General features: G+C 70.0%; 16 protein-coding genes. 10 read left to right on the top strand and 6 right to left on the bottom strand.

Features of this window, described 5'->3' with window-relative positions:
• Window positions 1-148: 148 nt before the first annotated feature.
• Window positions 149-595 (top strand): MarR family winged helix-turn-helix transcriptional regulator, encoded by a 447-nt coding sequence (locus ACP7CK_RS14230; RefSeq protein WP_426026450.1) that lies wholly within the window; start codon window positions 149-151, stop codon window positions 593-595.
• Here ACP7CK_RS14230 and nth read toward each other — a convergent pair.
• Together nth and ACP7CK_RS14220 are read right to left on the bottom strand one after the other, a co-directional pair.
• Window positions 592-1,347: an endonuclease III gene (gene nth, locus ACP7CK_RS14225; RefSeq protein ID WP_035307271.1), complete on the bottom strand. Its 756-nt coding sequence runs from the start codon at window positions 1,345-1,347 to the stop codon at window positions 592-594. The two genes, ACP7CK_RS14230 and nth, sit on opposite strands and share 4 nt — an antisense overlap.
• Window positions 1,344-2,645, bottom strand: coding sequence for a flavin monoamine oxidase family protein (locus ACP7CK_RS14220; RefSeq protein ID WP_426026449.1), 1,302 nt, complete (start codon window positions 2,643-2,645; stop codon window positions 1,344-1,346). The genes nth and ACP7CK_RS14220 overlap by 4 nt, the downstream gene beginning before the upstream one ends.
• A 123-nt stretch (window positions 2,646-2,768) precedes the next feature.
• On the opposite strand from ACP7CK_RS14220, the gene ACP7CK_RS14215 reads away from it, so the two are divergent.
• Genes ACP7CK_RS14215 through ACP7CK_RS14195 form a run of 5 tightly spaced genes read left to right on the top strand, consistent with a single transcriptional unit; the run spans window position 2,769 to window position 7,351 of the window.
• Entirely contained in the window at window positions 2,769-3,848 is a 1,080-nt protein-coding gene (locus ACP7CK_RS14215) for an HlyD family secretion protein (RefSeq protein WP_154726137.1), read from the top strand.
• Window positions 3,845-5,452: a DHA2 family efflux MFS transporter permease subunit gene (locus ACP7CK_RS14210; protein ID WP_426026448.1), complete on the top strand. Its 1,608-nt coding sequence runs from the start codon at window positions 3,845-3,847 to the stop codon at window positions 5,450-5,452. The genes ACP7CK_RS14215 and ACP7CK_RS14210 overlap by 4 nt, the downstream gene beginning before the upstream one ends.
• On the top strand, window positions 5,452-6,081 hold the full coding sequence (locus tag ACP7CK_RS14205; RefSeq protein ID WP_426026447.1) for a TetR/AcrR family transcriptional regulator: 630 nt from the start codon (window positions 5,452-5,454) through the stop codon (window positions 6,079-6,081). Before ACP7CK_RS14210 ends, ACP7CK_RS14205 begins: the two co-directional genes overlap by 1 nt.
• 26 nt (window positions 6,082-6,107) lie before the next feature.
• Window positions 6,108-6,881, top strand: coding sequence for a creatininase family protein (locus tag ACP7CK_RS14200; RefSeq protein WP_292148889.1), 774 nt, complete (start codon window positions 6,108-6,110; stop codon window positions 6,879-6,881).
• A gap of 53 nt (window positions 6,882-6,934) precedes the next feature.
• Window positions 6,935-7,351 carry a hypothetical protein gene (locus ACP7CK_RS14195; protein WP_008261317.1) on the top strand — a complete coding sequence of 139 codons (417 nt, stop codon included), beginning with the start codon at window positions 6,935-6,937 and terminating at the stop codon, window positions 7,349-7,351.
• A 126-nt stretch (window positions 7,352-7,477) separates the two neighbouring features.
• On the opposite strand, the gene ACP7CK_RS14190 is transcribed toward ACP7CK_RS14195, so the two are convergent.
• Both ACP7CK_RS14190 and ACP7CK_RS14185 read right to left on the bottom strand, forming a co-directional pair.
• Entirely contained in the window at window positions 7,478-8,116 is a 639-nt protein-coding gene (locus tag ACP7CK_RS14190; protein WP_008262026.1) for a ChrR family anti-sigma-E factor, read from the bottom strand.
• A complete protein-coding gene (locus tag ACP7CK_RS14185) occupies window positions 8,113-8,664 on the bottom strand; it encodes a sigma-70 family RNA polymerase sigma factor (RefSeq protein ID WP_008261895.1) in 552 nt (183 codons plus the stop codon). The genes ACP7CK_RS14190 and ACP7CK_RS14185 overlap by 4 nt, the downstream gene beginning before the upstream one ends.
• Before the next feature lie 151 nt (window positions 8,665-8,815).
• Between ACP7CK_RS14185 and ACP7CK_RS14180 the strand changes: the two genes are divergently transcribed.
• Entirely contained in the window at window positions 8,816-10,171 is a 1,356-nt protein-coding gene (locus ACP7CK_RS14180) for an NAD(P)/FAD-dependent oxidoreductase (RefSeq protein WP_426026446.1), read from the top strand.
• Window positions 10,168-10,947: a DUF1365 domain-containing protein gene (locus ACP7CK_RS14175; protein WP_426026445.1), complete on the top strand. Its 780-nt coding sequence runs from the start codon at window positions 10,168-10,170 to the stop codon at window positions 10,945-10,947. The genes ACP7CK_RS14180 and ACP7CK_RS14175 overlap by 4 nt, the downstream gene beginning before the upstream one ends.
• A 5-nt stretch (window positions 10,948-10,952) precedes the next feature.
• Here the strand turns inward: ACP7CK_RS14175 and ACP7CK_RS14170 are convergent, their stop codons facing one another.
• Window positions 10,953-11,399 (bottom strand): EF-hand domain-containing protein, encoded by a 447-nt coding sequence (locus ACP7CK_RS14170; protein ID WP_008260600.1) that lies wholly within the window; start codon window positions 11,397-11,399, stop codon window positions 10,953-10,955.
• Window positions 11,400-11,506: 107 nt separating this feature from the next.
• Window positions 11,507-12,004, bottom strand: coding sequence for a hypothetical protein (locus ACP7CK_RS14165; protein ID WP_426026444.1), 498 nt, complete (start codon window positions 12,002-12,004; stop codon window positions 11,507-11,509).
• A gap of 149 nt (window positions 12,005-12,153) precedes the next feature.
• Between ACP7CK_RS14165 and ACP7CK_RS14160 the strand changes: the two genes are divergently transcribed.
• Both ACP7CK_RS14160 and ACP7CK_RS14155 read left to right on the top strand, forming a co-directional pair.
• On the top strand, window positions 12,154-12,858 hold the full coding sequence (locus ACP7CK_RS14160; protein WP_426026443.1) for a response regulator: 705 nt from the start codon (window positions 12,154-12,156) through the stop codon (window positions 12,856-12,858).
• On the top strand, window positions 12,855-14,177 hold the full coding sequence (locus tag ACP7CK_RS14155) for a sensor histidine kinase (protein ID WP_426026442.1): 1,323 nt from the start codon (window positions 12,855-12,857) through the stop codon (window positions 14,175-14,177). Before ACP7CK_RS14160 ends, ACP7CK_RS14155 begins: the two co-directional genes overlap by 4 nt.
• The last annotated feature ends 10 nt before the right edge of the window (window positions 14,178-14,187 follow it).

Below are 14,187 nucleotides of genomic sequence, written 5' to 3'. Positions count from 1 at the left end.
CCTAGACAAGCATCCAAATAGTGCATCCACTCGTATTTGGAATAAGCGCGGCAAATCACGATAGGCGATCATTCAACCCTGAATATCGCAATCCAAGGACCTGCCATTGTTACAGTTGCTTTCTACAGCACTATCGCCCCGCCAAGTTTTGCAACTGAAAATCGCTTTCTCCGTCGCCTTGGCGGCCCGGCGTTTCCAGACCGTAGCCGCCGAAGCCCGACAGGCCTGCGGCCAGGAGGCGGCGCGGACCAGTCTGCTCTACTTCCTGGAGGAATCTCCCAGAGGCCTGACCCAGACGGAGCTGGCGAGCCGTCTGGAGATCTCCGGCCCCAGCCTGACCCGGCAACTCGACAAGCTCGAGAGACTGGGCTTCGTCAGCCGGCGCCGCATGATCGGAGACGGCCGGGTGCGTCTGATCATGATCGAGCCGGCCGGACGCGAAGCCTTGCTGGAGTTGGACGTCCACGCCTCCGAAATGCGCGACCGCATATTCGGGGATATTCCACAGGCGGATCTGGAAACAGCCCAGCGCGTGCTGGACAAACTGGCGGCGCGTCTGGCCGTCCATCCAGGCCTGGCCGCGAAACCGTCCTAGCCCGCCTCGCCCAGCGCCATCAGCCCCGCCCGCGACGGGCACAGGTCGGCGATGACGCAAGACAGGCATTTCGGTTTCCGCGCCGTGCAGGTGTAGCGTCCGTGCAGGATCAGCCAGTGGTGCGCCTTGGGCAGCCACTGCTCCGGCACGACCTTGAACAGCTGGGCCTCCACCTTGTCCGGCGTGCCCGCATTGGCCAGGCCCAGCCGGTGCGAGACGCGGAAGACATGGGTGTCCACCGCGATGGCGGCCTCGATCCCCAGTTCGTTCAGCACCACCGACGCCGTCTTTCGCCCCACGCCCGGCAGGGCCTGGAGATCGGCCCGGTTCAGCGGAACCTCGCCGCCGTGTTGCTCCAGCACCAGGCGGGACAGGGCGATCACATTGCGGGCCTTGCCGCGATACAGGCCGATGGAGGCGATGTAGGGGATCAGCCCCTCCTCCCCCAGGGCCAGCATCTTCTGCGGCGTGTCCGCCACCCGGAACAGCCGCTCGGTCGCCTTGTTGACCGACACGTCCGTCGCCTGGGCCGACAGGGCCACGGCGACCACCAGGGTGAAGGGGTTGGAGAAGTTCAGCTCGGTCTTCGGCTCGGGCATGACGCCGGACAGACGCTCGAAAATGGCCTCGACCCGGTCCTCGTCCGGCGGCCAGCGCAGCACCGGAACGGACGCGCCGGTCATGACCGCCGGGCGTTTCGGACCGGGGATCTTGGACTTGGCGACAGGTTTTCGGGCCTTGGGCGGCGTCATGCCTCGCTGTCGCCGTCGTCGCGACGCGGGTCAAGACCCAGGCTGGTCAGGGCCGCATCCGCCGCCCGTTCGCCCTCCATCCAGGCGCCGTGGGCCGTGCCGTAATAGACCGGGGCCGTGGCTTCGCCCGCCAGGAAGATCCGATCCTCGACCGCCGTCCGCAACTTCGCCCGATCCCCCGCATGGCCCGGCAGGGCGTGGGAATAGGCGCCGCGCGACCAGGGATCGACGCCCCAGTTCGACACGGCCACGGCCTCCAACCGCCGCCGCAGGTTCGACCCCAGGGCCGCCACCAGTTCGGACACGGCGAAATCGACCAGGGCGGCGGGGCCTTGCGCCTCCAGCCCCCAGGCCAGGTCGGCGCCGAAATAGGCCTCGATCATGGGCCGCCCGAACGGCCGCAGGTGATAGCCGCAGGTCTCGGCCGTATCGATCCGGGTCCACAACTGGGTGTCAGGCTGGAAATCGCCCGCGCCCCGCACCGTCATATGCACCTTGGACGCCAGCCCCAGAGGCACGCCCGCCGTCGCCTCCAGCCAGGCCGGAACGGGCGGATCGATCCGCACCGCCTCGGTGGCGATCAGACTGTTGGGAACCGTCAGGATCACCACCCGCGCCGTCAGCTCGCCCCTGCTGGTCTCCAGCCGCAGCAGGGGGCCGGACCGGTCGATCCGGCGCACGGCGCAGTCGCGCACCACGACGTCGGACACCGCCTCGCCCAGACGGGCGATCAGCCGGCCATAACCTTCGCGCACCCGCCAGTTCACCCCGGTGTCGCCATAGGCGTCGTAATCCAGGCTGGACACCTCGGCGAACCGCGCCCCGTTCAGGGCGCCCGAAATGGCGTCCATCCGGGCGTTCCAGCGACAGTCCGGGTCGAAGAAGTCGGACGCGGGCCGGTCTTCGCCCCGCCCTGCCGCTTCCGTCACACGCTGGTCGAAGGCGGCGAAGGCCTCGCCGAACTCGGCCAGATCGGCCCGCGTGATCTCGTGGTCGAAGGCCTGGGTCCGCCACGGAGGCGGCGTCTGGTCCAGCGTCAGCCCCTCGGCCTCGACCCGCCCGGCCAGGACATTGTCGTCGGCCGAGTGCAGCCAGCCGCAGCCCATGTCCAGCCCCTCGCCCTCGACCCGCGCCGTCCAGGCGCGCCCGCCCATCCGGTCGCGGGCTTCCAGCACCAGAACCGACAGGCCGGGCCGCATCAGCCGGCGTGCGGCGGCGATCCCGGCCGCGCCCGCGCCGATCACGACGACATCGACCTGGGACGGCAGCGGATTGGAGGCTCGGGCGCGGTCGCTCATGGGCCGAGGACATACACGAAAAGAGGCTTTGATCGGCCTCTTCGCGATTGGACATTGATTTTTGGACGGCGACGTCCATTTTAGCCCCGCTTCAAAACGCCGCACCCTCCCCCCGGATGTCCCATGTCGCCTGAACTGAAGAAACGCCTGCCCCTGTTCGCCGCCATTCTCGTCGGCCTCGCCCTGGTCGCGGGCGGGATCGTCTGGTGGATCAACGGCCAGAGGTGGGAAAGCACCGACAACGCCTTCGTCCAGGCCGACACCACCCTGATCAGCCCCCAGCTGGCGAGCCGGGTGACCGAGGTCCTGGTCGGCGACAACCAGCGGGTCGAGGCCGGTCAGATCCTGGTCCGACTGGACGACGCCAATCAACGCGCCGAACTGGCCCGCGCCGAGGCCAATCTCCAGGCCGCCATCGCCGCCGTCGGCAATGTCGACGCACAGGCCGAGCAGGAGAAGGCCGCCATCGCCGCCCGCGCCGCCGCCGTGACCCAGGCCCGCGCCCAGGCGGGCCTCGCCCGCGCCGAGGTCGACCGCTACGGCAAGCTGGCCCAGCAGGGCTGGGTCTCGCAGCAACGGATCCAGACCGAACGCGCCGGCGCCGCCACCGCCGACGCCAGCGTGCAACAGGCCCAGGCCGCCCTGGTCGCCGAACAGCGCACCGCCGGGGTGCTGGGCTCAACGCGCGAACAGAGCGTCGCCGCCGTCGAACAGGCCCGCGCCGTGGTCGAAACCGCCCGCATCGCCCTGGAACGCACCGTCATCCGCGCCCCCATCGCCGGCGTCGTCGGCGCCCGCAGCGTCCGGCCCGGCCAATACGTCAACGCCGGGACCCAGCTGCTGTCCATCGTGCCCCTGACCCAGACCTATATCGTCGCCAACTTCAAGGAGACCCAGTTGGACCGGATGCGACTGGGCCAGACGGTCGAGATTTCCGCCGACGCCTTCCCCGGCCGCAAGATCGAGGGCCGGATCGACAGTTTCGCCCCCGCCACCGGCTCCGAATTCGCCCTGATCCCGGTCGAGAACGCCACCGGCAACTTCACCAAGATCACCCAGCGGGTCCCCGTGCGGATCGTCGTCAGCGGCGCCGACCGCAGCCTGGCCCTGCGTCCCGGCCTGTCGGTGGACGTCAAGGTCGATCTGAAAAGCCAGGGCGGCCAGAGCTTCGCCGAGGCCTCCATCGGGACGCCTCGCCCGTGACCACCGCCAACCCGGCTGCGGCTGGGGGCGGGGTCACGCCGCAGAGCCCCGTCGCCGGCCATCCCGAGATCAACTGGACCATGCTGCTGCTCGGCTTCGCCGGCATGGTGGTGGGCCAGTTCATGGCCATTCTGGACATCCAGATCGTCGCCGCCTCCCTGCCCCAGATCCAGGCCGGCGTCGGCGCCTCGGCGGACGAGATCAGCTGGATCCAGACCGCCTATCTGATCCCCGAGGTGGTGATGATCCCCCTGTCCGGCTTCCTGTCGCGGCTATGGGGCACCCAGCGGCTGTTCCTGGCCTCGTGCGCCGGCTTCGTCCTGATGAGCATCGCCACGGGCCTGTCGACCTCCATCGACATGATGATCCTGTTCCGGGCCATCCAGGGCTTCGTCGGCGGGGCCATGATCCCGACCGTCTTCGCCGTGGCCTTCACCGCCTTTCCGCCGGACAAGCGGGTCACGGCCAGCGTGGTCATGGGCCTGATCGTCACCCTGGCCCCGACCGTCGGCCCGACCCTGGGCGGACACCTGACCGAATGGCTCAGCTGGCGCTGGCTCTTCTTCATCAATGTGGCGCCGGGCCTGCTGGTCCTCTTCCTGGTCGGCCGCTACGGAAACTTCGACAAGGGCGACCCGTCCCTGGCCAACGGCTTCGACTGGTGGGGCCTGGGCTTCATGGCCGTCTTCCTGATGAGCATGCAGTATGTGCTGGAGGAGGGCGCCAGGAACGACTGGTTCGACGACACCTCCATCCTGCTGCTGGCGGTGGTCGCGGCCGTGGCGGGGCCGGTCTTCGTCTGGCGCTCTCTGACCTATCGCCAGCCGATCGTCGAGTTGCGCGCCTTCACCAACCGCAACTTCCTGGTCGGCTTCATCATGACCTTCACGGTGGGATTCGCCCTGTTCGGCGGCACCTTCCTGCTGCCGCTGTTCCTGGGCCGGGTGCGTGATTATTCGTCGGCCGAGGTGGGCACCACCATGGTGGTTTCCGGCCTGGCCATGTTCGCCACCGCCCCCTTCGCCGGGCGACTGGTGCGCAAGATGGACGCCCGCATCCTGATGTTCGGCGGCTTCATGATGTGCGCCTGGGGCATGTGGGAGGCGCGGCTGGTCACGGACGAATGGGGCTTCTGGCAGTTCGCCTCGGTCCAGGCCTTCCGGGGCGTCGGCGTCATGCTGGCGATGATCGCCTCGCAGCAGGTGACGATGGCCACCCTGCCGCCGCACATGGTCAAGAACGCCTCGGGTCTGGTGAACCTGTCGCGCAACGTCGGCGGGGCCTTCGGCCTGGCGATCCTGAACACCGGCCTGACCACCAACACCGCCGTCCATATCGGCGAACTGACCAGCGGCATCGCCCAGGGCGACCAGGCCATGCGTAATATGATGGCCGGCATGGCCCAGCGCTTCACCGGCACCATCGACCCCGCCGCCTCGGCGATGAAGGCCGTCTATGGGATTCTGCAGAAACAGGCCACGACCATGGCCTTCGGCGACGCCTTCGCCCTGCTGGGCATCATGTGCGCAGGCGCCGCCTTCGTCACCCTGCTGGCCCAGCCGGTCAAGGCCCAACCGGGCGCCCCGCCTTCGGACGCCCACTGATGGCCCGCCGCCGGGGCCAGGTCGACGAGAAGAAGAGCGAGGCCATCCTCGACGCCGCCGCGACCCTGTTCGCGGACAAGGGTCTGGCGGTGTCGATGGACGAAATCGCCCGCGTCGCCGGCGTTTCCAAACAGACGGTCTACAACCGCTTCGCCTCCAAGCTGGAGATCGCCCGGGCCATGGCCAGCCAGAGGTCCGACGCGGTGGCGGCGCCGCTGAAGGCGCCCGGCGACCCTGCCGCGGTGCTGGAGGCCTTGGCCCTGAGCCTGCTGGAGCGCATCTGCCACCCGGACAAGGTCGGCTCGATGCGGGGCGTGGTTCTGATGTCCGCCGACGCCCCCGAGATCGCCCAGGCCGTCTATGAGGCGGGCCCCCTGCGCAGCCTCAAGCTGCTGTCGGCCTGGCTGGCGGACCAGACCCGCGCGGGCCGGCTGGCCGTGCCCGACCCCGACGAGGCCGCCGAGATGTTCTCGGGCCTGGTCCTGGGCCACGGCCATCTGCGGGCCATGCTGAACGTGCCCCAGATCGACGCCGACCACCGCCTCCGCCGCGCCCGCGAGGCCGCACGGGTCTTCGTCGCGGCCTATGCGCCGACCTCCTATGCGCCTGGCCAGGATCGCGCTAGGTGAGACCCGCCGCGTAGAGGAGTTCGCCCATGCTGATCCACCTGTCGTCCTGGCCCGAGATCGACGCCCAGATCGCGTCGGGCCGGCCCCTGTCGAAGACGGTCGTCGTGCCGATCGGCTCCAACGAGCAGCACGGGCCGACGGGCCTGTTGGGCACCGACTGGCTGTGCCCCGAGATCATCGCCCACGAGGCCGAGCGTTCGGACGCCGCCCTGATGGTCGCCCCCACCTTCAACATCGGCATGGCCCAACATCACCTGGCCTTCGCCGGCACCATCTCCTTACGCCCCTCCACCTTCATGGCCGCCATCACCGACTGGGTCTCGTCGCTCAGCCGCCACGGGTTCGAGCGAATCTATTTCCTCAACGGCCACGGCGGAAACGTCGCCACCATCGAGGCGACCTTCTCGGAAATCTACGCCGAGTGGAGCTTCATGGAGGAGGCGCCGCCCTTCATCCTGAAGCTGAAGAACTGGTGGGACCTGCCGGGCGTCCAGGGCCTGTGCAACTCGATCTTCCCCACCGGCCACGGCATGCACGCCACCCCGTCCGAGATCGCCGTGACCCAGGCCGCCTATCCCGACCGGATCAAGACGGCGGAATACGCCCCCAAGATCGCGCCCAGCGGCCCGATCCGCGACGCCCTCGACTATCGCGCCCGCTTCCCCGACGGCCGCATCGGCTCCGACCCGGCCCAGGCCAGCCCCGAAAAGGGCCGCCGCATCATCGACCTGGCCGTGCCCGCTCTGCTGTCCGACGTCGCGGCCTTCGCCGCCGAGGCCCGGCCCGGAGACGCGTCCTGACCCGCAAGACCTGCGCCACCGGCGTTCCAACACCGGCTGTTCTGGGCGCCGAAATGCTGTCCGCCTCGGCCGAGGTCATCGCGGCGCGCACCACCCTGATGGTCCACGGCCTGACCGATCCGGCCGGCCAGGACAGGGTCGAACTGTCGCTGATGAGCTCGGAAAAGACCGAGGCCCTGTCCGCCTCCGCCGCCGCGCTCGCCGCCAGCGCCGGGACCGTCGGCAAACGCCTGGGCCAGGCCGCCCTGGACGAAGGCGCACGCGCCCTGCAGGCGGCGACTGAAATCGCCGGCGCCCGGACCCCGGCCGAAGCCGCCCAGGCCCAGTTCCGCTACGCCCTGGGCTGGTGGAGCCGCGCCGCCGGCCAGGCCCTGACCCTGAACGCCGAACTGACCCAAGCCCAGACCGACGCCCTCACGCCCATCCACAAGACCGCCGTCGCCAACGCCAAGCGGTTGAGGAAGTCCTAGGGGGAGCCGCCAGGAGGTGGGGCGCCCTCCCCCGTCCATGCGAAGGGCGTTTGGGGTGCGGCGTTCGCCGTGGCCTTCCGGGCCCCTATCCGGACCTTCACATGGTCGGTCTCGGTGCGGTCTCGCCTATAGCTTGATGAACGGCTGCATCAGCCGGCCCAGCCAGCCGTCCAGTTCGATCTGCCCGTCCAGCGCCACCACGCACAGGCAGGGATCGGGCGAGACCACGCGCGGCTGGTGCAGCACCTCGCCGTCCGCCTCCTCGAAGTCGCCGACGTCGAACCGGGCGGTTTCGGTGGCGTAGGCGCCGTGGATGACGCAGGTCAGTTCGATCCCGCCGTGGGTGTGGCGCGGCGTCTCGCGGCCCGGACCGATCTCCAGCAGGATGACGCGGCAATCGCCGTCGCGCGGCGCATGGACGTCGCGGGCGCGCATGCCTGGTCCCAGCCATCGCCACGGTCCCAGCGCGTACCGGCGCAGGGGCTCAGGCAGGCCGACCATGTCGTTCAACGGCGTGGAGGCCAGAACCTGTCCGGCGTCGGCCTCGGCCCGCGCCAGGACGCGCGCCAGGGCGTCGTCCGGCATCGGCTCGGGCTCCAGATCGTTCAGCAACTCGCCGCCCACCGACTGGAGCGTGCGGACCCAGGCGTCGTTCTGCGGCCGCATCGCCAGATGGGCGGCGACCACCACGGCCTCGGGCGGGCTGAGGGTGCCGGCCGCATAGGCCAGGAGCCGTTCTTCGGAGGGGTTGTGACCGCCGGTCATGCCTCGCCTCCGGCGTCGTCCAACAGGGTGCGCAGTTTGATCATGGCCTTGCGTATTCGGGATTTCACTGTGCCCAGCGGCAGGTCCAGCCGCCGGGCGATTTCGGAATGGGGATTGTCCTGGAAGAAGGCCAGGCGAAGGACCTCGATCTGATCCGCCGTCAGCCGCGCCATGGCCGTCTTCAGGCGTGCGGCATCCTCGGCCATCAGCACGAGCTGGTCCGGCCGTTCCGGCTCCTCCTGCAACAGTTCGATCTCGGGCATCGGGGTGCGCCGGGCGTCCTGGCGCAGCACGTCCAGGCGCCGGTTGCGGGCGATGGTGAAGATCCAGGTCGCGGCCCGCGCCTTGGAGCTGTCGAACAGCTCGGCCTTGCGCCAGACGGTCAGCATGGCGTCCTGGGCGAAGTCCTCGGCCGCGCCCGCAGGCGCGCCGGCCTTCATCAGATAGGCCTTCAGACGCGGCGCGAAATGTTCAAACAGGCGCGCGAAAGCCTCGCGGTCCCGCCGTAACGCCACCGCCTCGATCAGCCGGTCATGCTCGCCGCCCATAGCCGTCACGGGTGGCCGAATCCGCTGAAGCGTTGAAACCTGTCCATCCATGGAACCTAGTACGGTTCCGACGAAAGTCTGGATCATTTCGTGATCCGGCCGCGCGCTCGCCGCGTATCTTCGCCACCTGTAGCCCGCCTTCGGAGTCTCTATGTCCTTGTCGTCCCCTTCCAGCGAGACCGGTCCGCGCCTGCGGATCGCGGTGGTGGGCTCGGGGATCGCCGCCCTGTCCAGCGCCTGGCTGCTGTCGAAGCGCCACGACGTGACGATCTACGAGCGCGACGACCGCCTGGGGGGCCATTCCAACACCGTGGACGTCCGCGCCCCGACCGGAGAGACGGCGGTGGACACCGGCTTCATCGTCTTCAACGACGCCACCTATCCGAACCTGATCGCATTGTTCGCCCATCTGGGGCTTGAGACGCGGGCCACCGACATGTCCTTCGCCGTGTCCCTGGATCAGGGCCGGTTCGAATACGCCGCGCCCGCCCTGTTCGCCCAGCGCCGCAACCTGTTCCGCCCGCGCTTCTGGTCGATGCTGAAGGAGATCCTGCGCTTCTATCGCTCGGCCCCCGGCGGCATGGCCGCCCTGGGCGACAGCGACGTGACCCTGGGCCAGTATCTGAAGCGCGAGGGCTTCAGCGAGGCCTTCCGCGACGACCATCTGCTGCCGATGGCCGCCGCCATCTGGTCGTCGCCGGCCCATACGCTGATGGATTATCCGGCGGAATCCTTCCTGCGCTTCTGCGGCAACCACGGCCTGCTGAAACTGGTCGGCCGGCCCCTGTGGCGCACCGTCGTCGGCTGCAGCCGGGCCTATGTCGAGGAACTGGCCCGTCAGGTCGGGGCCGGGCGAAAGGGCGACGCAGTCCGGCTCCGGCGCGGCGTGGACCAGGTCCAGCGCGTCGACGGCGGCGTCGTGGTCCACGACACCACCGGCGCCCGGGAGCGGTTCGACCATGTCGTCATCGGCGCCCACGCCGACCAGGCCCTGGCCATGCTGGCAGACCCCACGGCGCGGGAACGTGAACTGCTGGGCGCCTTCCGCTACAGCCGCAACCTGACCATCCTGCACACCGACGCGGGCCTGATGCCCCGGCGCCGGCGGGCCTGGGCCTCGTGGAACTATATCGGCGCGGACGGCGGCCTGTGCGTCACCTACTGGATGAACAGGCTCCAGGGCCTGCCGGGCCAGGACCTGTTCGTCACCCTGAACCCGCCGCGCCCGCCGGCCGCCGGAACCCTGTTGCGCAGCGAAGTGTACGAGCACCCGATCTTCGACCCCGCCGCCATCAAGGCGCAGAAGTCGCTGTGGAGCCTGCAGGGCCAGGGCGGCGTCTGGTTCTGCGGCGCCCATTTCGGGGCCGGCTTCCATGAGGACGGGCTTCAGTCCGGTCTGGCGGTGGCCGAACAACTGGGCGGGGTGCGTCGTCCCTGGACCGTCGAGAACGAGAGCGGCCGCATCCATCTGTCCTCACCCTCGGTCCAGATGGAACCGGCGGCGTGACAGGCTCGGCCCTCTATGTCGGCAAGGTGTTTCACGCCCGTCTGCGGCCGACGCCGCACCGGCTGAACTACCGCGTCTTCTGGCTGATGCTGGACCTGGCCGAGATCGACGCCCTGCACGGCCGGCTGAAGACCTTTTCACGCAACCGGTTCAACCTGCTGTCCTTCCACGACCGGGACCACGGCGACGGCTCGGACCGTCCGCTGCGGGCCCAGATCGAGACGCGGCTGGCCGAGGTCGGGGTGGACGTCGGCCAGGGCGCGATCCGTCTTCTGACCATGCCGCGCGTCTTCGGCTTCGTCTTCAACCCGATCAGCCTCTATTACTGCCATCACGAAGACGGGCGGCTGGCCGCCATGGTCTATGAGGTCACCAGCACCTTCGGCGAGCGGCGGTCCTATGTCCTGCCCGTCCTGGCGGCCGACGCCCAGGCCGGCCGGTTCCGGCAACGGACCGACAAGCGCCTGTATGTCTCGCCCTTCATGGCCATGGACATGACCTATGACTTCCAGGGTCAGACGCCGGGCGACACCCTGGCCCTGGTCATCAACGGCTCGGACAGCGAGGGCCTGCTGATCGCCACCAGCATGAGCGGCGCGCGTCGGCCGATGTCCGACCGCGCCCTGATCGCCGCCGCCCTGTCCATGCCCCTGCTGACGCTGAAGGTCGTGGCCGCCATCCATTGGGAGGCGCTGAAACTCTGGCTGAAGCGCGTGCCCCTGACCCGCAAGCCCGCGCCGCCCCCCGACGTGCTGGACCTGCGGCACAGGGGTTAGGGGCCTCAGCCCCCCAGGGTCATGGCGCGCGCCAGATCGGCGATTTCGTCGCGCGTGATGAAACCGTCGCGGTTGCGGTCGGCGGCGGCGAAACGGTCGCCGTTCAGGGCGCGGAACTCGTTCAGATCGACGGCGCGGTCATTGTTGCGGTCAATGGCGCGCAGCTTCTGAATCTGCTCGCGGCTGGGTCGCCGCTGCGGAGCGGGCGCGCCGTCCGGGCGCAGGGCGCGCAGTTCGGACATCGTCAGACGGCCGTCGCGATCGGCGTCGGCCCGGGCGAACCGGCCCTCGCGCGCAGCGTCGAACTCGACCCGCGACAGGCGCCCGTCATTATTGACGTCCGCCTGCTGGAACAGGGCGCGACCGGCGCCGGTCGGGGTCTGGGCGGGCGCGGCCGTGGCGACGACGGCGATCGCCGCGGCGGACAGGACGGACAGAACAAGGCTTTTCATCGGGCTCTCGATCGGAAAAGGGGCCCCGGCCGCACGGTTGGGGGGACGCGGCCGGGGCGACGGGCGGAGCCGGGGGTGAGGCGCTCCGCCCGAACCTGGAAAGGGGGTCAGTAGGGGCGGGTGACTGTAGAACTGCGCGTGGCGCCATTGTTCGCGGCGGCGGTGCGGTTCACGGTGACGCCGTCGTCGTCGCGATAGGCGTCGATCTGGCGTTCATAGCCGTAGCCGTGCGAGGTCTGCACGGTGGACGACCGGCTGTAGTGGTCGTCGCCGTAGGCGGTCGAAGCCGCGCGGGTCTGGGTGTTCCCGGCCGGGCCGGTGCGGACGGCCGTCGTGGCGTAGCCGTTCCCGGTGTCCACCGTGGTCCTGGCGCGGGCGCTGGACCAGCCCTGGCCGTCCACTGATCCATAGCGGGAGACCGACGCCGAGCCGGGGCTGCGATAGATATCCGCGCCGCGCATGGCGCTGTGCTGGGCGCCGGTGACGCTGGCCGAGCGGTGGCGGGAAACCGACTGAGCCATGGCGCTGTCGGCCGCAGCGACGAGGCCGGCGACCACCAGCAGGCCCGTCAGGGCGGCGGCTGCGAAGGGACGACGGGAGGTCATGGGCAGGCTCCTTGTGCGAGGTCCGGCCTGTTCCGGACGACTGCAGACTGACAGATCGGCCCGTCCGGGGTGTGTCGCCCCGGCGCCCGTGCGTAACAGCGTGTATCCTCTACTGGCGGGGCGGAGGCGGTTGCGCCAAAGCTTGGCCCATGACGACGGCTTTGATCCATCTGGTCGAGGACGACCCCGAAATCCGCGACCTGGTCTGCGCCCTGCTGGCGCGCGAGGGTCTGGACTGCGCGGCCTTCCCCGACGCCGCAGCCTTTTGGCGAGCCTGGGCGGTCCAGCGACCGGACCTGGTGGTGCTGGACCTGATGATGCCGGGCGAGGACGGCCTGTCGGTCTGCCGCCGCATCCAGGGCGCCGTCCCCGTGCTGATCGCCTCGGCGCGAGGCGAGCCCATGGACCGGATCGTGGGGCTGGAGGTCGGGGCCGACGACTATGTCGCCAAGCCGTTCGTGCCGCGCGAGCTGGTCGCCCGCATCAAGGCCCTGCTGCGTCGCCGCGACCGGGCCGAACCCCGGCCGCCGGCCCGCCGTCTCGCCTTTGGCGGCTGGCGCCTGGACCTCGCCTCCCGCGCCCTGACCGATGCGGATGGCCAGGCGGTGGATCTGACCGGCGGGGAGTTCGACCTGCTGGCCGCCTTCGTCAGGCGTCCGCAGCAGGTCCTGTCTCGCGACGACATCATGGACGTGCTGAAGGGCCGCCAGGCCGACGTCTTCGACCGCTCCATCGACATCCAGGTCTCGCGCCTGCGCCGCAAGCTGGGCGACCATCCCCGCGAACCCCGGCTGATCCGCACGGTGCGCAACGCCGGCTATCTGTTCACCGCAGACGTCGAGGTCCAGTCATGAGACGGTTGGGCCTCGCCAACCGCCTGACCCTGACGCTGGTCCTGGTCGTGGTGGCGCTGCAGGCGGTCAGCGTCCTGGGCCTGATGAGGTTCCAGCGCGGCGATCAGGACGAATGGCGCCTGCCTGTGCCGGTGCGGATCGCCGCCGCCGCCGCCGCCCTGGACCGCACGCCGTCGCAAGAGCGGGACGACCTGCTGGTGGCCCTGAACGGCGACGCCACCCGCTTCTTCATCGCCGACGGGGTTCCGGCCGGCTATCGCGTGCACGGCGGCCCCCTGCCCGCGCTGTTGCGCAGCTATGGCGCGGCGCTGGGCGCGCGCGACGTCCGCCTGCTGGTTCCCGAGGAGCGCCGCCGCTTCCGCCCTCAAGTCCAGCGACGACAGACCGCCGTCTATGCGGTGTCGGTCGCGTTGGCGGACGGCCAGAGGCTGGTGGTCGCGCCGGGCCTGGGGCAACGTCGCCGCAGCATGGCCATGGCCGCCCTGGTGTTCAGCCTGCTGGTCGGGCTGACGGCCGCCTTCCTCGTGTGGCGGATGGTGCATCGGGCGACCCGCGACCTCCAGGCCATCGCCGACGCTTCCGACCGTTTCGCCCGCGATCTCGGCGCCCCGCCGATGGACGAGACCGGCCATGCCGAGGCGCGCCGCGTGGCCTCGGCCTTCAACCGCATGCGGGCGCGCATCAAGGCCCTGGTCAGCGAGCGCATGCGGATGCTGGCCGCCGCGGCGCACGACCTGAAGACCCTGATGACCCGGCTTCGGCTACGGGTCGCCCTGATCGAAGACCCGGACCAGCGGGCGCGGGCGGACCGGGACGTGGCCCTGATGGCCACCTTGATCGAGGATGTGCTGCTGGTCGCGCGCGGCGAGGAAAGACCCGCTGTCCTCGCCCCCGTCGATGTCGCCGAACTGGTGACGGAGCTGGTGCGGGAACGCGCCGCCCTGGGCCAGGCGGTGACCCTGGGACGGCTGGAGGCGGGACGGGTCCAGGCCGACACGGGCGGCCTGCGCCGGATTCTCGAGAACCTGATCGAGAACGCCGTGACCTACGCCGGTTCCGCCGAGGTCGGCTTCGAACGCGACGACGACCGCTGGCGGCTGACGGTCGTCGATCACGGTCCCGGCCTGTCGCCGGCGTTCGAGGCCCAGGCCTTCGAACCCTTTGCGCGGGGCGAGGCGTCGCGCAGCCGCGAGACCGGCGGTTCCGGTCTGGGCCTGGCGATCGCCCGTTCCCTGGCTCAGCAGATGGGCGCGAGCGTCCGCCTGGAGACCACGCCCGGCGGCGGCCTGACCGCCGTGATTCTGTTCAGGACCGACTGACTACCGCGCC

The sequence above is a fragment of the Brevundimonas sp. TSRC1-1 genome, from assembly GCF_049898245.1.
Lineage (GTDB): Bacteria > Pseudomonadota > Alphaproteobacteria > Caulobacterales > Caulobacteraceae > Brevundimonas > Brevundimonas mediterranea_A.
Note: the sequence above shows the minus strand (reverse complement) of the source record. Positions and strands in the feature narration are given on the sequence as shown.